Origin of the sequence: Acidiferrobacter sp. SPIII_3, from assembly GCF_003184265.1 — a bacterium.
Taxonomy (GTDB): Bacteria; Pseudomonadota; Gammaproteobacteria; order Acidiferrobacterales; family Acidiferrobacteraceae; genus Acidiferrobacter.
In genome coordinates, this window is sequence record NZ_CP027663.1 from 539,674 (window position 1) to 559,675 (window position 20,002).

Annotated in this window: 18 protein-coding genes; 17 read left to right on the forward strand and 1 reads right to left on the reverse strand. The window is 67.2% G+C overall.

What is annotated here, in order from left to right; genetic code table 11:
* Positions 1-60 precede the first annotated feature (60 nt).
* The 17 genes from C4901_RS02815 to pmbA all read left to right on the forward strand — a co-directional run bounded on the left by C4901_RS02815 (position 61) and on the right by pmbA (position 19,517).
* A complete protein-coding gene (locus C4901_RS02815) occupies positions 61-810 on the forward strand; it encodes an MBL fold metallo-hydrolase (RefSeq protein WP_110136041.1) in 750 nt (249 codons plus the stop codon).
* Positions 811-861: 51 nt separating this feature from the next.
* The gene (locus tag C4901_RS02820) at positions 862-1,323 is read left to right on the forward strand and encodes a beta-lactamase hydrolase domain-containing protein (protein ID WP_110136042.1); all 462 of its coding nucleotides are present in this window, start codon (positions 862-864) and stop codon (positions 1,321-1,323) included.
* 114 nt (positions 1,324-1,437) lie between these two features.
* On the forward strand, positions 1,438-2,547 hold the full coding sequence (locus tag C4901_RS17860; protein ID WP_205736087.1) for a Druantia anti-phage system protein DruA: 1,110 nt from the start codon (positions 1,438-1,440) through the stop codon (positions 2,545-2,547).
* Between the two features lie 38 nt (positions 2,548-2,585).
* Positions 2,586-3,257 carry an ISAs1 family transposase gene (locus tag C4901_RS02830; RefSeq protein ID WP_110136043.1) on the forward strand — a complete coding sequence of 224 codons (672 nt, stop codon included), beginning with the start codon at positions 2,586-2,588 and terminating at the stop codon, positions 3,255-3,257.
* Positions 3,258-3,356: 99 nt separating this feature from the next.
* Positions 3,357-5,819, forward strand: a complete 2,463-nt coding sequence (gene leuS / locus C4901_RS02835; RefSeq protein ID WP_110138491.1) for a leucine--tRNA ligase — start codon at positions 3,357-3,359, stop codon at positions 5,817-5,819.
* Positions 5,816-6,364: an LPS assembly lipoprotein LptE gene (gene lptE / locus C4901_RS02840; RefSeq protein WP_110136044.1), complete on the forward strand. Its 549-nt coding sequence runs from the start codon at positions 5,816-5,818 to the stop codon at positions 6,362-6,364. The genes leuS and lptE overlap by 4 nt, the downstream gene beginning before the upstream one ends.
* Complete coding sequence (gene holA / locus C4901_RS02845; protein WP_110136045.1) at positions 6,354-7,358, forward strand: DNA polymerase III subunit delta; 1,005 nt, start codon at positions 6,354-6,356, stop codon at positions 7,356-7,358. Before lptE ends, holA begins: the two co-directional genes overlap by 11 nt.
* Positions 7,358-8,617, forward strand: a complete 1,260-nt coding sequence (locus C4901_RS02850) for a glutamate-5-semialdehyde dehydrogenase (protein ID WP_110136046.1) — start codon at positions 7,358-7,360, stop codon at positions 8,615-8,617. The genes holA and C4901_RS02850 overlap by 1 nt, the downstream gene beginning before the upstream one ends.
* Complete coding sequence (gene nadD, locus C4901_RS02855) at positions 8,595-9,260, forward strand: nicotinate-nucleotide adenylyltransferase (protein ID WP_168185511.1); 666 nt, start codon at positions 8,595-8,597, stop codon at positions 9,258-9,260. Before C4901_RS02850 ends, nadD begins: the two co-directional genes overlap by 23 nt.
* Positions 9,247-9,606 (forward strand): ribosome silencing factor, encoded by a 360-nt coding sequence (gene rsfS / locus C4901_RS02860; protein ID WP_110138493.1) that lies wholly within the window; start codon positions 9,247-9,249, stop codon positions 9,604-9,606. Before nadD ends, rsfS begins: the two co-directional genes overlap by 14 nt.
* A gap of 3 nt (positions 9,607-9,609) precedes the next feature.
* Positions 9,610-10,086 carry a 23S rRNA (pseudouridine(1915)-N(3))-methyltransferase RlmH gene (rlmH, locus tag C4901_RS02865; protein WP_110136047.1) on the forward strand — a complete coding sequence of 159 codons (477 nt, stop codon included), beginning with the start codon at positions 9,610-9,612 and terminating at the stop codon, positions 10,084-10,086.
* Positions 10,083-10,652, forward strand: a complete 570-nt coding sequence (locus C4901_RS02870) for a nucleoside triphosphate pyrophosphatase (RefSeq protein ID WP_110136048.1) — start codon at positions 10,083-10,085, stop codon at positions 10,650-10,652. Before rlmH ends, C4901_RS02870 begins: the two co-directional genes overlap by 4 nt.
* Positions 10,649-12,082 (forward strand): ribonuclease G, encoded by a 1,434-nt coding sequence (gene rng, locus C4901_RS02875; RefSeq protein WP_110136049.1) that lies wholly within the window; start codon positions 10,649-10,651, stop codon positions 12,080-12,082. The genes C4901_RS02870 and rng overlap by 4 nt, the downstream gene beginning before the upstream one ends.
* A 58-nt stretch (positions 12,083-12,140) precedes the next feature.
* Positions 12,141-15,902, forward strand: a complete 3,762-nt coding sequence (locus C4901_RS02880; RefSeq protein WP_168185512.1) for a YhdP family protein — start codon at positions 12,141-12,143, stop codon at positions 15,900-15,902.
* Positions 15,902-16,708 carry a carbon-nitrogen hydrolase family protein gene (locus tag C4901_RS02885; protein WP_110136051.1) on the forward strand — a complete coding sequence of 269 codons (807 nt, stop codon included), beginning with the start codon at positions 15,902-15,904 and terminating at the stop codon, positions 16,706-16,708. The genes C4901_RS02880 and C4901_RS02885 overlap by 1 nt, the downstream gene beginning before the upstream one ends.
* Positions 16,708-18,171 carry a metalloprotease TldD gene (gene tldD / locus C4901_RS02890; RefSeq protein ID WP_110136052.1) on the forward strand — a complete coding sequence of 488 codons (1,464 nt, stop codon included), beginning with the start codon at positions 16,708-16,710 and terminating at the stop codon, positions 18,169-18,171. The genes C4901_RS02885 and tldD overlap by 1 nt, the downstream gene beginning before the upstream one ends.
* Complete coding sequence (pmbA, locus tag C4901_RS02895) at positions 18,168-19,517, forward strand: metalloprotease PmbA (RefSeq protein ID WP_110136053.1); 1,350 nt, start codon at positions 18,168-18,170, stop codon at positions 19,515-19,517. Before tldD ends, pmbA begins: the two co-directional genes overlap by 4 nt.
* On the opposite strand, the gene C4901_RS02900 is transcribed toward pmbA, so the two are convergent.
* Complete coding sequence (locus C4901_RS02900) at positions 19,518-19,979, reverse strand: hypothetical protein (protein ID WP_205736150.1); 462 nt, start codon at positions 19,977-19,979, stop codon at positions 19,518-19,520.
* Positions 19,980-20,002 lie beyond the last annotated feature (23 nt).

The following is a 20,002-nucleotide window of genomic DNA, read 5'->3' on the forward strand; positions in this document are numbered from 1 at the left end:
GCTTGAGACTTCGCTTCATGGCCCCCATAAAAGGATACCGAGACTTCGTGGAGGCACGGGATGATCTTCCGCCAGCTAGTCGAGCCCTTGTCCAACACCTATACCTATCTGCTTGGCTGCGAGGACACCAGGCAGGCGCTGCTCATCGATCCGGTGTTGCCCGCCTGGGAGCGTGATCTGGGGGTGGTGCGCGAGCTCGGGTTGAAACTTGCCTACACTGTGGAGACCCACGTGCATGCCGACCACATCACCTCGGGGCGGCGCCTGAAGCGTGAGACCGGCAGCCGCATCGTCGTGGCCGCGCTCGAGGGGTTGGCATGCACGGATGTGGCCATCGAGGATGGCAAGCCGCTTGTCATGGGCGCAGTCACGCTCGAGCCGCGCCATACCCCCGGGCATACCGCCGCGCATATGGCCTATGTGGCTGGCGACAAGGTCTTCACGGGCGATGCCCTGCTGATCGACGGCTGCGGGCGCACGGATTTTCAGAACGGGGACGCGCGCGCCCTCTACAAGAGCGTGCACGAGCGCCTGTTCACCTTGCCAGACGACCAGCTCGTCTATCCCGGTCACGATTATCAGGACCGGCGGGTGTCCACCATCGCCCAGGAACGCAAGCGCAATCCGCGTCTGGGTGGGGGGCGGACCCTCGAAGAGTTTCTTGCCATCATGCGGGGGCTTAAGCTCCCTTATCCCAAGTTCATCGATTACGCGGTCCCGGGAAATGCCGCGTGTGGCGAATGTCCGCCGCAACTACCGCCGCAGTTGCAGGAATACTGCGAGGAAATGAAGGCGAGCCCGCAAGGCTGATATCCCGGCCCCCCAACTTCCCATCCATCCCTATGTTTTGGAGGCGATGCCATGCATTTTGTGAAAGCCGGCACCGACGTCTATGTCGGCGGTGCCCCGAATGAACAGGAATTGCGTCGGTTGGCGGCCGAGGGTGTCCATACGGTCGTGGATTTCCGGGAGCCGGGCGAGAGGAGGGGGCCCAAGGATGGCCCGCTCGCGGCCCAGGAGCTCGGACTTGCCTACATTAACGTCCCGGTACGCACGCCCCTGCTCGCGGATGCCCAGGTCGAGGAATTTCGCAAGGCGGTGGCGCGCGCGCCCGCGGGCTATCTGCTGCACTGCGCGGAAGGCCCGCGTGCCGAGGCGATGTATGTCATGAAGACCGCGCTCGACCGCCGCTGGGGTCTCTCGGAGGTCGATCAGGAGGCCGAGCGCCTTGGTCTCCGCTACCGGGGCCTGCCCCGGTTGCGCGACTTTGTGGCCGGTTTCGTCGCCCGTCACGGCGGCGATGCCGGGGGCCGGGAGGCCTGAGAGCGGGTCGGCCCGGTGCGCAGGGCGAATTTGTCCTCAGAAGATTCCCGTCCCTATAGAACAACTTAACCTCGGTCACTGGACAAGCCTGCAGCGCTGCGGCATCATGGGCGTATGGAAGCACCCCCGATTTTCGACGGCCAGGCCCTTTCAGAACTGGTGGTCCGGCCCGTCACGCGTGGCGAAGGGCCGCGTTATCAGGAGCAGATGGCCCGTCATCATTACCTTGGCGATCTCCCGAAGCTCGGCGAGACCCTTTGGTATGTCGCCACGTGGCGCGGGCAATGGCTGGCGCAGCTCACGCTATCGGCGGCTGCACTCAAGTGCGGCGTGCGCGATCGCTGGATCGGCTGGGATTTCCGCAGCCAGTATGACCGCCTGAAGCTCATCGCCAACAACAGCCGCTTCCTGATTCTTCCGCAAGGCCGCTTCCCGAATGTCGGTTCGCGTGTGCTCGGCCTGCTTGAACGGCGGGTCGCCGCCGACTGGCAACGGCATTTCGGCCATTCGTTGCTGCTGCTGGAAACCTTCGTCGATCCCCGCCGCTTTCATGGCGGCGTCTACCGAGCCGCCAACTGGCTGGCACTGGGTAAGACGCGCGGCTATCGGCGAACGCGCACAGGCTACAGCGACGAGGCCGAGGCGCCGAAGTGGGTGTTCGTGCGCCCGCTGCACCGCCGCGCCACCGCCTTGCTCATCCATCCCGACCGCGACCGGCTGGGCCTCACCGGGACCCCGAAGATGCAACTCAACGCCCACCAAATGCGCTCCCTTCCCCTGTGTTTTGCCGCCATTCCCGATCCGCGCCGAGCCCAAGGGCGTCGGCACCGCCTGCCGGTGGTGCTGGCACTGGCCGCTGGCGCGACGCTCTGCGGCTTGCGTGGCTACAAGGCGATGGCCGAATGGGCCGCCGATCTGGGGCAGGCCGCCCGGGCGCGCTTCGGCTGTCGGCGCAGGCGCATGAACGGGAAGGACCATCATTACGAGGTACCCAGCGAATTCGTCATCCGGGACTGCCTCGTCCGGATCGATGCGGGCGCCCTGGACGCCGCGCTCGCATCGTGGCAAAAGGCCTGGGGCCTCATCGACGAGGCGCTGGCCATCGACGGCAAGACGATGAAGGGCGCCATTGACGACGAGGGCCGGCAGGCACACATCATGAGCGTCGTCGGACACGAGTCCGAACACTGCTACGCCCAAAAAAAGTCGGTACCCTGCCTGTAGCCGGGGCCGACGAACACAAGCAGACCAACGAAATCGGCATGGCCATCCCGCTGCTTGCGGGATGCGAACTCGCCGGCCGGGACATCACCGCCGATGCGCTGCTGACGCAACGCGCATTGGCTGAACACATCGTCCGGCAAGGAGCACACTACCACTTCACGGTCAAGGGCAACCAGCCGGCGCTTCAGGCCGCCATCGCGCTGTATTTCAAGGAGCGCGGGGCACCCGACTACACCCAAACGCCGACCCTGGCCCACGGTCGCATCGAAACCCGCCGCATCTGGTGCACGGACGCGCTCAACGATTACCTCGACTTCCCGCATGTCGGCCAATGCTTCCTCATCGAGCGCGAAAGTGTCGAGAAGACGACCGGCAAGCACAGCAGCGAGGTCGTGCTCGGGATCACCAGCCGTCCTTCGCACAACGCCTGCCCTGAACGTCTGCTCAAGCTCAATCGCGGGCACTGGACCATCGAAGCCAAGCATCACAAGCTCGACTGGAATTACGACGAGGACCGCAGCCGCATCCGCACCGGCCGCGGCCCGGAGAATATCACCCGCCTGCGCCGTTTCGCGCTGGGCGTGCTCAAGTCCTTCCAAAAACCGGGGCAATCCATCGCCGCAATGATGCGCCGACTCGGCAGGCGCTCACGCACGGTCATGGATTATCTGCGGCTGACCTCCAATTCCCGTGCCACGGTCATGGCTTGAGAACAAATTTGCCGTGGCCCGGTGCGTCTCCCTCAAGACGTGCCGGGCCAATCCATGGATAATAAGGGCCTTGCCAACGCGAAGCGAGCCCAAGGTTCGATGGACGACCGTTATTCCCCGATCGATGTAGAACGCGAGGCCCAGGCGTTCTGGGCGCAGGCCCGGAGTTTCGAGGTGACCGAGGATGATGCGCGCCCGAAGTTCTATTGCCTGTCCATGTTTCCCTACCCGTCCGGGCGGCTGCACATGGGGCATGTGCGCAACTACACGCTCGGGGATGTGATCAGCCGCTGGCGGCGCATGCAGGGCATGAACGTCCTGCAGCCGATGGGTTGGGACGCCTTCGGGTTGCCCGCCGAGGGTGCCGCCGAACGCAACGGGGTGCCCCCCGCGCAATGGACCTACGACAATATCGCCGCCATGCGCGATCAGTTGAAGCGCCTGGGGCTGGCCTATGACTGGCGGCGCGAGATCGCCACCTGCCGTCCCGAGTATTACCGTTGGGAGCAGTGGCTGTTCACGCGCCTGTATCGTAAGGGGCTCGCCTATCGCGCCACCGCGCCGGTCAATTGGTGCCCCAAGGATCAGACCGTGCTTGCCAATGAACAGGTCGTGGATGGGCGCTGCTGGCGGTGCGATACCCTGGTCGAGCGCCGTGAGATCCCGCAATGGTTCCTGCGCATCACCGCCTACGCCGACGAGCTCCTAGCGGGCCTCGATGCGCTCCCCGGGTGGCCGGAGCGGGTCGCGACCATGCAGCGCAACTGGATCGGGCGCTCCGAGGGGGCCGAGATCCGGTTTGCGGTGGAGGGCTACGGGACGCTCACGGTATTCACGACCCGGCCGGACACGCTCATGGGCGCGACCTATCTGGCGGTGGCCGCCGAGCACCCCCTGGCGGTGGCCGCCAGCACAGGGCGCCCAGAGGTGGCGCGGTTTCGCGAAGAGTGCCGCGTGATGCAGACCGCCGAGGCGGCCGTCGAGACCATGGAAAAACGCGGCGTCGACACCGGCCGGCGGGCGATCCACCCCTTGACCGGTCGCACCCTGCCGGTCTACGCCGCCAATTTCGTGCTCATGGGCTATGGCGAGGGGGCGGTGATGGCGGTCCCCGCGCACGATGAGCGCGACTTCGCGTTCGCGCAGCGCTACGATCTGCCAGTGGTCCCGGTGGTGGTCCCCGAGGACTATCAGGGCCAAGCCGCGGATCTCGTACGTGATGCGGCCTACACCGGCCCCGGGCGACTGGTGGACTCCGGCCCGTTCACGGGGCTTGCCTCGGAGGCGGCGCGCGCGCGTATTGTGGAGGCGCTGGCCCGGGTCGGCGCCGGCGCCCCGCGTGTACAGCTCAGGCTGCGCGACTGGGGTGTGTCGCGACAGCGTTACTGGGGTACGCCGATCCCCATGATCCACTGCAAGGCGTGCGGCGTGGTGCCGGTTCCGGACCAGGATCTGCCGGTGCGCCTGCCGGAGGATGTGGTCATCACCCAGGGTGGTTCGGCGCTCGCCCTGCGCGCGGACTTCGTGAATGTCTCCTGCCCGCAGTGCGGTAACGCGGCGCAGCGCGAGACCGACACCTTCGATACCTTCATGGAATCGTCCTGGTACTACGCCCGCTACTGCTGCCACGACAACGATCGCGAGATGCTCGATGCGCGTGCGCGCCATTGGCTGCCGGTCGACCAGTACATCGGCGGCATAGAGCATGCCATTCTCCATCTCCTTTATGCGCGGTTTTTCAACAAGCTCCTGCGCGATGAGGGGCTTTTGGGCAACGACGAGCCCTTCACCCGCCTGCTCACCCAGGGCATGGTCCTGAAAGATGGGACCAAGATGTCCAAATCCAAGGGGAATACCGTCGACCCGCAGGCCCTGATCGAGCAATACGGCGCCGACACCGCGCGGCTTTTTATCATGTTCGCGGCGCCCCCGGAGCAGTCCCTGGAGTGGAGCGATGATGCCGTGGCCGGCGCCCATCGCTTCCTGCGGCGGCTATGGGGTGTGGCGCGCAGCGCCACGCAACGGCCACGTCCCGCGGACGGGGACTACGACGAGGCCCATAGGCTGTTACGTGCCGACATGCAAACCCTGCTCGATCAGGCCCTGCGTGACTACGAGCGGTATCATTTCAATACCGTGGTGGCGGCCTGCATGAGCCTTGCCAACATGCTGCAAAGACTCTTGGATGAGCCGGTGTCGGACTCCGGCACGCGGCTTTTGTACGAGGGCCTGGGCCTCTTGTTGCGCCTGCTGGCGCCGATCGTGCCGCATATCACCCATCGCCTGTGGCAGGAGCTGGGATTTGCACCGGAGGCCATCGTCGACGCCGCCTGGCCTGCCGTCGACATCGAGGCCTTGAAGCGCGCCACCATGCGTCTTGTCGTCCAGGTCAACGGTAAGCGTCGGGCCGAGATCACGGTCGATGCCGACTGCGATCGGGCGACGATCGAGGCAGTCGCCCTGGGCGACGAGGCGGTGGCACGCCATCTCGAGGGTCGACCGGTGGCCAAGGTGGTGGTGGTCCCCGGGCGCCTCGTCAATATCGTCAGCGCAAACGGATGAGAGGCCTTGCGGTCGTGGGGCTCGCGGCGCTGCTCCTTGCGGGCTGTGGTTTTCATCTGCGTAGTGCCCACGAATTCGCGTTGCCGGCCTCGCTGTCGGTCCTGCGTGTGCGCATGCCTTCAAGCGGTCTCAAATATCCGGGGCTCGTGCTTGTCGTCCGTCATGCCCTGGAAGACCGCGGGGTGCGGATCGCAGACCACGGCAAGGCCCCAACGGTGGTGCTCGGCGGCGAGATGATGACCCCGGTGATCGTAACCCTGAACAGCAACGGCGGGGCGAGCGCCTACCTCCTCGATTATGCCGTGACCTTCAGTCTCGTGGGGCCCGGCGGGAGGTTGCTCATGGCGCCGCGCACGGTGCGCGTGCAGCGCGAGTACAGCTTCAATCCCGAGAACGTGCTGGCGATGGCCCGCGAACAAAGTTATCTCGAGCGGCGCATGCGCGTATCCGCCGCCCGCCAGATCGTCTGGGCGCTGGCCGCCTATAAGGGGCCGCTCGTGGCCTCGGCGGGCAGCGCGGCGCCTCACAAATCCCATGCTCCTTAAAGCCGAGGATCTCGCCGCGCGGCTGGGCGATCTGCGCCGTGTCTATCTTGTGTGCGGGGACGAACCGTTCCTGGTGGAGGAGGCCGTGACGCGGATCGTCGCGGCGGCCGTTGCCGCCGGGGTCGGCGAGCGCCAGCGCTTCTTCCTCGAAAGCGGGTTTTCCTGGGTGCAGTTTCGGGAGGCCCTGGCCTCGCCTTCGTTGTTTGCCGCGCGCAGCCTCTACGAGCTGCGCGCCCGCGAGGCCCGCGAGGGCCTGGGTCGCGAGCTGCCCGCGTGCCTGCCGTTGATTGCCCCGGACGCCGTTTTGCTGGTGGTGACCGGCGCGCTCGACCGGGCCGCGCAGAAGGCCGCATGGGTCGAGGCGGTGGCGCGCGAGGGTCATGTCGTGGTCGCCGCCCCTTTGGCGGGTGAACAGCTCCTGGCGTGGGTACGCGCGCGCCTGCGCGAGGTCGGGATCGTGGATGAGGAGCTCGCGCGGCGCATCAGCTATTTCACGGAAGGCAATATGGGGGCCGCGGCCGATGCCGTCGCGCGCTTGAAGTCCGAGCCGCACCCGGGCGTCGAGGCCCTGGCGGCGATCATGGGCGATGAGGCGCGGTTCGATGTATTCGCGGTGACCGATGCCGCTCTGAAGGGCGATCTCGCTGCCACCCATCGCTACACGAATCGCTTGCGCATGGAGGCCCGCGACCCGATACTGGTATCATGGGCGCTGGCGCGCGAGGTGCGTCTGCTTGGCCGCATGGCCTCCCGGCAGGCCCGCAAGGCGCTTCTCGCCGAGCTCTTTCGGAGTGAACGGGTATGGGCGGCGCGTCAGGCGCTGCTGCTTGCGGCCCTGCGGCGGCTCTCGCCATCGCGTCTGCGTGAGCTGTTGCAGACGTGCGCCGAGCTCGACCGCACCAACAAGGGGCGGGCGGACGGGGATGCGTGGGTCCTGATAGAGCGCGTGGCCCTGGGGCTTGCGGGCATGCCCGGCGGAGACGGGGTGGGGTGATGACGGATATCGTGACTTATATGGAGGCGCTCGGGCGGGCGGCACGCGAGGCCGCGCCGGCCATGGCGCGCGCCCCGACGGGGGTCAAGAACAAGGCGCTTTGCGTGGCCGCCGATAGCGTGCGCACGCATGCCGCCTTGATCCGCGCGGAAAACGAGCGGGACGTGGCGGCGGCGCGCGCAGCCGGTCTTGACGCGGCGCTCGTCGATCGTCTCACGTTGACCCCGGAGCGCATCGCGCAAATGGCCGAGGGGCTGTTGGCGATCGCGGCCCTTCCGGACCCTGTGGGCGAGATCACCGGGCTTGCGATGCAGCCCTCGGGTATTCAGGTGGGACGCATGCGCGTGCCGCTCGGGGTGATCGGGATCATCTACGAATCGCGGCCCAACGTGACCGCCGATGCCGCCGGGCTCTGCCTCAAGTCCGGCAACGCCGTCATCCTGCGCGGGGGTTCCGAGGCCTTGCATTCCAACGCCATCATCGCCCGTTATCTGCGCGAAGGCCTGGCCGCGGCCGGCCTTCCGCCCGGGGCCCTGGGGCTTGTCGAGACCACCGACCGGGCGGCCGTGACATGCTTGTTGCATATGGAGGGCGCGGTCGATCTCGTCATCCCGCGCGGCGGCAAGGGGTTGGTCGAACTCGTCGCCCATGAGGCCCGCATGCCGGTGTTGAAGCATTTGCACGGGGTCTGCCATGTCTATATCGATGACGACGCCGACGCCGCCAAGGCGCTGGCGGTGGCGGTGAATGCCAAGACCCAGCGCTATGGGACGTGCAACACCATGGAGACCCTGCTGATCGCCGAGCGCCGCGCAGACGAGCTGCTGGCGCCGCTTGCGCGTGCCTATCGCGAGCACGGGGTCGAGTTGCGTGGCTGTCCCAAGACCCGCGATCGGGTGGCGGACATGGTGTCGGCCACCGAGGAGGATTGGGAGACCGAGTATCTGGCGCCGATCCTCGCGATCCGGGTGGTGGCCGGCGTGGACGAGGCGATCGCCCATATCGGCCGCTACGGCTCCCATCATACCGATGCCATCGTGACCGAGAACTGGACGCATGCCCAGCGCTTTTTGCGGGAAGTGGACTCGAGCTCGGTGATGGTCAATGCCTCGACGCGTTTTGCGGATGGTTTCGAGTACGGCCTGGGGGCGGAGATCGGTATCAGCACCGACAAGCTCCATGCGCGCGGCCCGGTCGGGCTTCAGGGTCTCACGTCCCAGAAGTTCGTGGTTTGGGGTGACGGGCATATCCGCCGATAGTCGAGCACTCCTGGGGGTTTTCGGCGGGACCTTCGATCCGGTGCACCGCGGACACGTCGCGGTCGCCTGCGCCCTCATGCGTGCATTGCCCTTGTCGCGCATCGTGTTTGTCCCCGCGGCCCGCCCGCCGCACAGGCCCGCACCGTTCGCAGATGCCCGCCACAGGCTCGCGATGCTGCGCCTGGCGCTGGCCGGCGACCCCCGCTTCGACATCGATGAGATCGAGTACGAGCGCGAAGGGCCTTCCTACATGGTCGATACCCTCGCCATCCTGCGTGCCCGCCATGACCGGCCACTGGCCCTGATCCTCGGGGCGGATGCCTTCGCCGGCCTGCCGGCCTGGCATCGCTGGCGGCGCGTCCTGGGTCTGGCCCACGTCATTATCGTGAGCCGCCCGGGTTTCGACGATAGGCTCCCGGAATGGGTCCGGCCACGACTCGTGCGCTGCGCTGCGGATCTGCTGGATGCCGATCATGGCCGGGCCTTGCGGTTTACCGCCAGCGCGCGCCCCGAATCCGCCACTGCCTTGCGCCAGGCTCTGGCCGACGGTATCGCCCCCGAGGCATGGCTGCCGCCCGGGGTACCGGCCTATATTGAGGCCCATGGACTGTATCGGAGATCATCGCATCATGACGAAGGTTGAGCGGGTACGAGAGGCGCTGGAACAGGCCAAGGCCGACGATATCGTGGTCCTCGATGTACGGTCCTTGACTGACATTACGGACACCATGATCGTTGCCAGCGGGACATCCACCCGCCATGTGACGTCGATCGGCCGCAAGGTCGACGATGCGCTGCGCGCGGCCGGCTACAAGCCGCAGGGTGTCGAGGGGTTGGGCGACGGCGAATGGGTACTCATCGACTGCGCGGATGTCATCACGCACGTCATGCACCCGAAGACGCGGGCGTTCTATGCCCTGGAGAAGCTCTGGTCCGAGGAGTTCGGGGCGCGCGAGGATGGCCGGCGCGAGCGCGGTCCGCGGCGTTGATCGATGGCCATGCGTCTGCTGGCGGTCGGTACGCGGGTCCCCGCCTGGGTGCAGGCCGGATTCGTGGACTACGCCCGTCGCCTGTCCGGCCCCTACCGTCTGGAACTGACCGAGATCGCGCCGGCGCGATGGACGCGTGCGGGCGACCGGAATAGGCTCAAGCGCGAGGAGGGCGAGCGGCTCCTGGGCGCGGCCCCGCGCCATGCCCTGCTCGTGGCGCTCGATGTCGAGGGGCGCATGCGTACGAGCGAGGCGTTGGCCCGCGACCTCGAGACGTGGCTGGCCGCGGGCCGTCCGCTCGCCTTTCTGGTCGGGGGCGCGGAGGGGCTGGCGGATGCCTGTCTCGAAGCGGCCTTCGACCGCTGGTCGCTGTCGCCGCTCGTGTTTCCGCACGCCCTGGTGCGGGTCATGCTGGCCGAACAGCTGTACCGCGCCTACAGCGCCTTGAGCGGGCAGCCTTACCATAGGGGGTCGTCTTGATTTATCTGGCCTCGGCCTCGGAGCGCCGGCAGGAACTCCTGAAGCAGATCGCGTTGGCGTTCGTGACACTCGTGCCGGACATCGACGAGGCGCCGCACCCAAGCGAGGCGCCACTTGCCTATGTACAGCGGATGGCCCACGAAAAGGCCATCGCCGGGGCGCGCGAGCGCGACCGCCGGGGACTCGCCAATGCGCCGGTGCTGGGCGCCGACACCATCGTCGTGCACGATGGCGTGATATTGCATAAGCCCGATGATGCGCGGGCGGCACGCGCGGCGCTGCGCCGCCTGTCAGGGGTCGAACATACCGTCTATACCGCCCTATGCCTGCTAGGCCAGGGGCATAACGAGGCGGTGGCGCGTAGTGACGTGACCTTCAAGACGCTTTGCGAATCCGAGATCGATGCCTATTGCGCGACCGGGGAACCGATCGGCAAGGCCGGGGGCTATGCCATCCAGGGGCGCGCGGCGTTGTTCATCGCGCGTCTCGCGGGGAGCTATTCGGGCGTCGTCGGTCTGCCGTTATACGAATGCGGCCAGCTACTGGCGGCTGAGGGCCTTTTGTGAGTGAGGAGATCCTGATCAATGTGACGCCCCAGGAGACCCGGGTCGCGGTCGTCGAGAATGGGGTGTTGCAGGAGGTCCATATCGAGCGCGCCAGTCACCGCGGTCTTGTCGGCAACATCTACAAGGGCCGGGTGTCGCGTTTCCTCCCAGGCATGCAGGCGGCATTCGTCGACATCGGGCTCGAGCGTACCGCATTCTTGCAGACCGCGGAGATGAAGTATGGCAACGGCGCCGGCGCCCCCGCGCTCGTCGAGGGTCAGGACCTGACCGTACAGGTCGTCAAGGACCCGATCGGGACCAAGGGTGCGCGGCTTACGACCCAGATCAGCCTGCCGGCCCGCTACGTCGTGTACATGCCGACCAGCGACCATATCGGCATCTCTCAAAAGATCGATAACGAGGAGGAGCGCGAGCGGTTGCGCGCCGCGGTGCGCTCGGCCATGGGCGATGAGCCTGGGGGCTTCATCCTGCGGACCATGGCCGAGCAGGTGAGCGAGGAGGAGTTGAGGCGCGACATCCACTACCTGCGCAAGCTCTGGCAACGCGTATCCGAGCGCATGCGCGAGCCCGACCGGCATGGTCTGGTCCACGAGGACCTGTCGCTCGTGCTGCGCGCCATGCGTGATCTCGTGCGCGACAATATCGAGAAGGTGCGTATCGATTCGCGCGAGATGTATACCAAGGCCCAGGAGTTCGCCCTGGAATTCGTGCCTGACGTGGCCCCGCGCATCGAGTATTACCCGGGCGAGCGCCCGATCTTCGACCTCTATTCCGTGGAGGACGAGATCAAGCGCGCCCTGGATCGGCGGGTGGCGTTGAAGTCCGGGGGTTATCTCGTCATCGACCAGACCGAGGCCATGACCACGGTGGATGTGAATACCGGCACCTATGTCGGGCATCGCAACCTCGCCGAGACCATCTTCAAGACCAACCTCGAGGCCGCGCATGCCATTGCCCGCCAGCTGCGGCTGCGTAATCTCGGAGGCATGATCATCGTGGATTTCATCGACATGGGTGATCCCGATCACAAGCGCCAGGTGCTGCGCGCCCTCGAGCGCGCGCTGGCCCGGGATCGCGTCAAGGCCTCCATCGCCGACATGTCGGCCCTGGGCCTTGTGGAGATCACGCGCAAGCGCACCCGGGAGAGCCTGGAGCATCTGTTGTGCGAGACCTGTCCGGCGTGCAAGGGGCGCGGCGTGCTGAAGACCCCCGAGACCGTGACCTATGAGATCTTCCGGGAGATCCTGCGCGAGGCCCGGCAATTCGGCACGGACCAGTACCTAGTGGTCGCCTCGCAGGTGGTCGTCGACCGGCTTTCGGACGATCAGGCGCAGAGTCTGGCGCGTCTGCAGGAGTTCATCGGCAAACCCATTCATCTCCAGGTCGAGCCGCTCTACAATCAAGAGGAGTACGAGGTCGTCCTGACTTGAGTCGCGGATGGCGATGCACAGGCGATGCCCTCGAGAGGAAATCGGGGTTGGTGATTTCATGGTAGGGCTCAGGCGGCGGGTATATACCTTCTGGCGCAACCGCAGTCGCGGTGCGCGTTATGCCCTTGCAACCGCGGGTGTGCTCCTCGCGGTGCTCGCCGTGGCGCTCGCTACCAGCCCGCTGTGGCTTACCCCGCTCTTGCAGACCGAAAAGCCGGCGCTCGAGGCGGCCCTGACGCATACCCTGGGCGCGCCGGTGCGCGTGGGTGTGGTCGCGGCGCGGGTCGGATGGCGGCCGGGGATCATGCTCCGGGGGGTCACGGTCATGGGCCGGGCAGGCCCGGCCGTGGCGCTGCGTGCCGTGCGCGTCGATCTGTCGTGGCTGGCCTTGATGCGCGCGCGCCTGTGGCCGGCGTTCATCGGCATCAATGGCGCGCGCCTCAATCTCCGCAAGACCGCGCACGGCGTGCATGTCGTGGGGCTTGTCCATCACTCGGGACCGCCCTTCGATTGGCGCCGATTCCTTACGGCGATGCATGCCCTCAGTCTGCATGCCGGACAGGTCACGATTGCCATGCCAGGGCGGCGCCTGGTCTCGCTTCAAGGGCTCGATGCGAGTTGGGCTGCGGGCATCAAGGATCACACCTTGACCGGCGCGGCGACGATTCCGGGGGTGTGCGGCCGCTGTCTTGTGACCGTCCAGTTTTCGGGTCATGGTTTTTCGTTCAGGCATTTCCGCGGCGCGCTCGGGGTGCATGCCACGGCCCTCGACCTTCACGCCGCCGCGGCCCTGACCGGGCACCCTTGGCTGCGCCCCCTGGCCGGCACCGCCGGCGGACAGCTATGGACCACCTGGAATCGTGGCCGCCTTGATTTCGCCGGGGGCGATGTGGCGCTGGCGCACGCCTTCGTACCCGCGAATCGTTTCAGTCATGCGCTCGCGATCGCCGGCCTCTCCGGCCGTTTCAGTCTGAAGATCGATCCGCAGGGTTTCCGTTTTTACGCGGCCGATCTGCGCTCGTCGCTTGCCGGGGTGCGTTCGCGCACGGATAGCGTCTATGTGGCGCGCCAAGGGGCCTTTTGGGATGTGAACACCGAGCGCCTGCGCCTCACCCAGGCGGCCTATGTGGCCTCGCGCCTGCGCTCACTAAACCCGAAGGTGGCCTCGTGGCTGGCCTTGCGCCCCCGGGGTGCACTCACGCGCCTGCATCTGCGCTTAGGGCCGCGATGGCGCTACCATGTGCGTGTCCGCTTCACGGGTCTTGGTCTGGGGCGTGCCCGATCCGGGCCGTTCTTTGCGCATGCCGCGGGCCGGCTCATCGCCAGCACGCATTCCGGGCGCGTCGTGCTAAGTGGCCTGCATGGCCGCGTGCGTGGACCGGCCTCCCTGCCCGGGCCGCTCACCGTTCAGGCCCTGACCGCCGAGCTCTCCTGGCACAAGGACGCGCACGGTCTGTCGTGGGAGCTTCCGGCCCTGCACCTGGCCTCGACGGCCGGCACCGTCGATGCCGCGGCGAGCGGGGCGCAGGAGGCGGGCCAGGGCCAGGTGCTGCTGTTGGGGGCAGCCTTGCATGATGTCCGCATTGCCGCCCTGAAGGATCTGTATCCGCGCACCCTGCGCGGTCATCTGCGCCAGTGGCTGACGCGGACCATACGCGGCGGGGTCATAACGGATGGCCACGTCACGTTCAAGGGGCCGCTCAAGGGCTTCCCGTTCCGTAACGGCGGCGGCGTGTTTCAGGCCACGCTGCACATAAGGCACGGCCGTTACCATTTCCTGCCCCGCTGGCCGAGCGCGCGCCATCTGGCGGTGACCGTGAGCGAACATGATGCCCAGCTTTCCGTACAGGGATCGGGGGTCCTCGGCGGGGTGCCAGTACCGGCGCTCTCGGTACAGGCCGGTCCGCTTGGGACACCGACCGGCCGGGCCACCGTGCGCGTGCATGCCCAAGGCGGTCTCGGTGACCTTCTCCATCTCGTCCTCCCGCATGTCCGCGCCGGGCTGCGTGCCACGCTCCCCGCGACGATCTCGGGGGCCGGGGGGGCGCGTCTCGCGCTCGCCCTGCACATCCCCTTCTCGCGCCGCCAGGGGCCGCTTGCGCTCCATGGGCGCGTCGATCTCACGAACGCGACCCTGCGCTATCCCCTGGGATCGAGGGTCCTGCACTGGCGGGCGCTCGCCGGGTGGGCCACGTTCAACGATGCCGGCCCCGAGGGCGCGCGGCTCTCGGGTCGTCTGCTCGGGGGTCCCTTCACGCTCGCCCTGGCCCCCCGTCGCCGCGGTGGGATACAGGGACAGGCGACGGGCCTCATCGATGCCGCGCACGTGAAGGCCCTGGCGGGTCCCGCCCGGCGCTACGTACGCGGCGCCCTGACCTGGCATCTGCATGTGATGGAGGGGCGGCGCCTGCGCGCGCAGGTCACCGCCGATCTGCGCCGGTTGGCGTTGCACCTGCCCTATCCCGCGGGCAAGGCCTCCGGGGTCCCCGCGGTTGCGCATTTTACGCTCCTGAGCGACCACGGCGGGGTATTCGCGCGCGGCGGCGTGGCCCGCCACCTGACCTTGGCGTATGCCGGTCCGAGCCAGGGCCCGCGTGGTCTGTGGGTCGGGATCGGGTCGGCGGTGCCCCCGAAGACGGTGAGTCGGGGGCTTGCGATCGGTGTCCGCAGCGGCTATCTCGCGGTCGCGCCGTGGCTTGCGTTCGTCCGGACCCTCGGTCAGGCGCATCCCAAGGCGGGAATGCGCCCGCTGGTCAGGCCGCGCGCCTTTACGGCGTATGTCGGGTCTTTGGCATGGGCCGGCCGTTCGTTTGGGACCGTCCATGCGCGATTCCGGCGCCAGGGGTCGGCGTGGGCGGGCGTGCTCGAAGGGCCCGATATCGCCGGGACGGTGGATTGGCGCACGCACCCCCGGCCCACCGTCGTGTTGCACCTAGACCACCTGATCATACCGGCGCCGTCCCACGGGGCGCCCGCCGCGGGCCGCGGGCCTGCGATCCGCGATCCGCGGCATCTGCCGGCGATCCGCTTTACCGCCAATAGCCTCACCGTCGGCAGCCATTACATCGGCCGGGTCATGATCGACGGCGCGCCGTACGCCGACGGCTTTCGCTTTCAGCGCATCGATCTTACGCGACCGCACGCGAGCTTGAGCGGATTCGGGCAGTGGACCGTACACGGCGGCCTCCCCGAGTCGCTGTTCACGCTCGCCTTCCACAGTCAGAATCTCGGGCATACGCTGAGCGCCTGGGGCCTCCCCCATCAGGTCGCGGGCGGGCGCATGACCGCGCACGGGACCTTGAACTGGCCGGGGGGCCCGGCTTCCTTCGCCGTGAAAAGGCTCGAGGCCAACATCCGCTTCCTGGCGCGCAACGGCCGGTTCGTCAAGGTGCAGCAAGGGGCCGGCAAGCTGCTCGGGATCTTCAATGTGGATTCCATCGCCCGCTACCTGACTTTGGACTTCAGCAGCATCTTCGGGCGTGGGTTTGCCTTTGATCGCATCGATGGCAATCTGATCGCCGAGAGCGGCGTGGCTGAGACGCGCGGCATCCATATCGAGGGGGCGTCGGCCAATGTGGTCGTGTCCGGCAAGACCGACCTGGTCGCCAAGACCTTCGATTTGCGCGTGCGGGTGCAGCCGCATATTCAGAACAATGTCACGCTTGCCACCGGTCTCCTGGGCGGTCCGATCGCGGGCGCGGTGGTATTGCTCATGCAGAAGATATTCGCCCATGAGATTGATCAGGGGACGCGTCTTACCTATTACATCAGGGGACCATGGAGCCGACCGAGCGTTCAAAAGAAGACGGACAAGGACTGATGGCGACAGCGGCTGCCATTCAGATGACTTCGGGACGAGATGTCGGCACCAATCTCGCCGCCGCCGAGGCCGGTCTGCGCGCGGCCCAGGCGGGCGGCGCGCAGCTTGCGGTGTTGCCGGAGAACTTCGCGCTCATGGCCGATTCCCCGGAGGCGCGCCTGCGTCACGCCGAGACCGATGACGGCGGACCGATCCAAGACGCCATCGCGCATCTCAGCCGGGCACTGTCTTTGTGGGTCGTGGCCGGGACCATCGCGCTGCGCTCCCGTGATCCCGCCAAGGTGCGGTCGGCCTGCCTTGTGTTCAACGACCGGGGGGAACGTGTCGCGCGTTATGATAAGATCCACCTTTTCGACGTGGATCTGGGGCCGGGCGAGCGTTACGCCGAGTCCGACGCCTTCGAGGCCGGCGACGCGGTCGTGACCGTGGCCACGCCGTGGGGTCGCCTCGGGCTTGCCGTCTGCTACGATCTGCGTTTTCCTGAACTGTTCCGCGCGCTGCTCGACGCGGGCGCGGAAATCGTGGCGTTGCCCGCGGCATTCACGGTCCCGACGGGCGCGGCGCACTGGGAGGTCCTGGTGCGGGCCCGGGCTATCGAAAACAGTTGCTATATCGTTGCGTCGGCGCAAAGCGGGCGACACGACAACGGCCGTGCCACCTATGGGCACAGCCTGATCGTCGATCCCTGGGGCACGGTCCTTGCGGAGCGGCCCGAGGGTCCCGGGATCGCGACTGCGCGGATCGACCCGGCATCCGTGGTCGCGGTTCGCCGCCGCCTTCCCAGTGTCATGCATCGGAGATTGTGATGACGACAGAGACCTTTCATAACGGCAATCTGGACCGTGCCCGCGAGGCCCTGCTGGCCCCCGCGGGGATTGGCGCGGGCGAGATCGACCAGGTCATGGGCCGCATGCTCGGCCACCAGATCGACTATGCCGATCTGTATTTCCAGTATAGCCGCCAAGAGTCCTGGTCCCTGGAAGAGGGTCAGGTCAAGTCGGGAAATCGGCACATCGAGCAGGGCGTCGGGGTGCGCGCGATCGCCGGCGAGAAGACCGGATTCGCATACTCCGACGAGATCCTCCTGCCGGCGCTCCTCGATGCCGCCACCGCGGCGCGCGCCATTGCCCGCGGCGGACAGGAGCAGACCGCGGCCCTTGGCGCGCATGACGGCGGCACGCTGTCTTTGTATCAGCCGCTCGATCCGCTTCTGAGCCTCGAGGACACCGCCAAGGTGGCGTTGCTCGAGCGTGTCGAGCAGGAGGCGCGCCGCCTCGATCCGCGCGTGACGCAGGTGATGGCGAGTCTCGGCGGATCGCAGGAGACCATACTGGTCGTGCGCAGCGACGGCGTGATGGCCGCCGACGTGCGGCCGCTCGTGCGTCTCAACGTGACGGTCATAGTGGAGCAGGACGGTCGCCGCGAGCATGGCACGTCGGGGGGCGGCGGGCGCACCGATTATGGATACTTCCTGACCGAGGAGCGGGCGTTGTCTTATGCCCGCGAGGCCGTAAGGCAGGCACTCGTGAACCTCGAGGCCTCGCCGGCGCCGGCCGGGACCATGCAGGTGGTGCTCGGTCCGGGGTGGCCCGGCATCCTGTTGCATGAGGCCATAGGTCACGGGCTCGAGGGCGACTTCAACCGCAAGGGGACATCGGCCTTTGCCGGGCGGCTGGGCGACAAGATCGCGGCCGATACCTGCACGGTGGTCGATGACGGGACCTTGCCGGGACGCCGCGGCTCCCTGAATGTCGATGACGAGGGGACCCCGACCCAGAGCACCGTCTTGATCGAGCGGGGCGTGCTGCGCGGCTATATCCAGGACCGCATGAATGCGCGCCTCATGGGCATGGCGCCCACCGGCAACGGGCGCCGCGAGTCCTATGCCCATCTCCCCATGCCGCGCATGACCAATACCTACATGCTCGCCGGACAGACGCCGCCCGAGGAGATCATCGCGTCGGTCAAGAAGGGCCTGTATGCGGTGAACTTCGGCGGCGGCCAGGTCGACATCACCTCGGGCAAGTTCGTGTTCTCGGCGTCCGAGGCCTATCTCATCGAGAACGGCCGCATCGGGCGGCCGGTGCGCGGCGCGACCATCATCGGCAACGGTCCGGATGTGTTGACGCGCGTGGCCATGGTCGGCAACGACCTGGCCCTCGATAGCGGTGTCGGGACCTGCGGCAAGGACGGCCAGAGCGTGCCGGTGGGTGTCGGCCAGCCGACCCTGCGCATAGACGGCATGACAGTGGGAGGGACGGAGGAATGACGGACGCCATGATCACAACCGCCAAGACCACGCCTGCGCTCGAGGACCTGGCGGCCCAGGCCCTCGATCTCGCGCGGCGCCAGGGGGCGAGCGCCGCGGAGGTGAACGCCGGGCTCGGGGCCGGGCTCTCGGTGACGGTCCGCAAGGGCGAGGTCGAGACCGTCGAACATCACCGCGACAAGAGCCTTTCCATCACGGTCTTTTTCGGGGAGCGCAGCGGATCGGCGAGTACCGCGGATTTTCGCACGCAGGCCCTGACGGAGGCGGTCATGGCGGCCTGTGCCATCGCCCGCCATACGGCCGCCGATCCCTATAACGGTCTTGCCGATCCCGCGCACCTCGCGCGCGACATCCCCGATCTCGACCTCCACCACCCCTGGCCGCTGTCGATGGAAGAGGCGATCGATCTCGCCCGACGCTGCGAGGACGCGGCGTTTGCCACCGATCCCCGCATCCGCAATTCCGAGGGCGCGAGCGTCACCACCCATGACGGGACGGATGTCTATGCCACCAGCCACGGTTTTCTCGGGACCGTGCGCGCGAGCCGCCACGGGATCAGTTGCGCGGTCTTGGGCGAGGACGGCAAAGGCTCGATGCAGCGCGATTACGACTATGCCGCGGTGCGTGATCCCCGCGGCCTGCCGGCGGCCGAGGAGATCGGGCGCGGGGCGGCGCGGCGCACCGTGCGCCGGCTCGGCGCCCGCCAGATCAAGACCTGTCAGGTCCCGGTCCTCTACGAGGCGCAGGTGGCGCGCAGCCTGGTGTCGCACCTGGTGTCGGCGATCAGCGGCCCAAGCCTTTACCGGCGCTCGTCGTTTCTCCTCGATAGCGTCGGCACCGCCTTGTTCCCGGCGTGGGTCCACCTGTATGAGGAACCGCACCGCAAGAAGGCGATGGGCAGCGCGCCATTCGACGGCGAGGGCGTGGAGACCCGCTATCGCGATCTCGTGACCGATGGCGTGTTGCGCCGTTACTGTCTCGATAGTTATTCGGCGCGCAAGCTGGGTCTGGTCACCACCGCCAATGCCGGCGGCGTGCATAACCTGACGGTGGCGCCGGGCCAGGAAGACCTGGCGGGTCTCTTGCGCCAGATGGGACGCGGGCTGTTCGTGACCGAGCTCATAGGGTTTGGGATCAACAGTGTCACCGGGGATTATTCACGCGGGGCCGCCGGTTTCTGGGTGGAGGGCGGCGAGATCGTCCATCCGGTGGAGGAGATCACCATCGCCTCGAACCTGCGGGATATGTACCGGGGGCTTGTCGCGGTGGGGCGCGATGTCGACGCCCGCCACAATGTGTGCACGGGCTCGTGGCTCGTGGAGCGGATGACGGTCGCCGGCGGCTGATCAGCCGCCAAGATCCATCTCGTAGGCGTTGTCGCAGGCGGCAAGGCCCATATCGACCGTGAGCCGATGCGAGTGCCGGGACAACCTCGCATGGACACGCGCCCGGACGCGCATGTCCTCCAGTATCCATGCGATATCGGCGGGATGGCACACCCGGCCCGCGGAACGCAGGTGACGGATCGCGATGGTCGCGGGCCCGACGTCGCACAGGACCGGCAGGGGGAGATCGAGAGGCAGGATGAAGCGGTGCGCGAGCCACGACACGGGGCTGTGCCGCCCGGGCGGCTGGCGTATGTCGATGCGAAAGTGTCCGCCCCCGCCCCCGAGCTTCAGGAGTTCCTCCAGCCAGTCGAGCGTAAGACCTTGATGGACGATGAGCGTGCGGCCCTGGTAACGGGCAAAGAAGCGATCGAGCAGGCGCTGATCGCGACGCTGTGCGAACATCCGCATCACGGCCTTCATCCGACGGATCATGCCAAGGTCGC

Coding starts and splice junctions, on each gene's coding strand:
- C4901_RS02815 (WP_110136041.1), top strand. CDS start 61: ATGATCTTCCGCCAGCTAGTCGAGCCCTTGTCCAACACCTATACCTAT.
- C4901_RS02820 (WP_110136042.1), top strand. CDS start 862: ATGCATTTTGTGAAAGCCGGCACCGACGTCTATGTCGGCGGTGCCCCG.
- C4901_RS17860 (WP_205736087.1), top strand. CDS start 1,438: ATGGAAGCACCCCCGATTTTCGACGGCCAGGCCCTTTCAGAACTGGTG.
- C4901_RS02830 (WP_110136043.1), top strand. CDS start 2,586: ATGGCCATCCCGCTGCTTGCGGGATGCGAACTCGCCGGCCGGGACATC.
- leuS (WP_110138491.1), top strand. CDS start 3,357: ATGGACGACCGTTATTCCCCGATCGATGTAGAACGCGAGGCCCAGGCG.
- lptE (WP_110136044.1), top strand. CDS start 5,816: ATGAGAGGCCTTGCGGTCGTGGGGCTCGCGGCGCTGCTCCTTGCGGGC.
- holA (WP_110136045.1), top strand. CDS start 6,354: ATGCTCCTTAAAGCCGAGGATCTCGCCGCGCGGCTGGGCGATCTGCGC.
- C4901_RS02850 (WP_110136046.1), top strand. CDS start 7,358: ATGACGGATATCGTGACTTATATGGAGGCGCTCGGGCGGGCGGCACGC.
- rsfS (WP_110138493.1), top strand. CDS start 9,247: ATGACGAAGGTTGAGCGGGTACGAGAGGCGCTGGAACAGGCCAAGGCC.
- rlmH (WP_110136047.1), top strand. CDS start 9,610: ATGGCCATGCGTCTGCTGGCGGTCGGTACGCGGGTCCCCGCCTGGGTG.
- C4901_RS02880 (WP_168185512.1), top strand. CDS start 12,141: ATGGTAGGGCTCAGGCGGCGGGTATATACCTTCTGGCGCAACCGCAGT.
- C4901_RS02885 (WP_110136051.1), top strand. CDS start 15,902: ATGGCGACAGCGGCTGCCATTCAGATGACTTCGGGACGAGATGTCGGC.
- tldD (WP_110136052.1), top strand. CDS start 16,708: ATGACGACAGAGACCTTTCATAACGGCAATCTGGACCGTGCCCGCGAG.
- pmbA (WP_110136053.1), top strand. CDS start 18,168: ATGACGGACGCCATGATCACAACCGCCAAGACCACGCCTGCGCTCGAG.
- C4901_RS02900 (WP_205736150.1), bottom strand. CDS start 19,979: ATGAAGGCCGTGATGCGGATGTTCGCACAGCGTCGCGATCAGCGCCTG.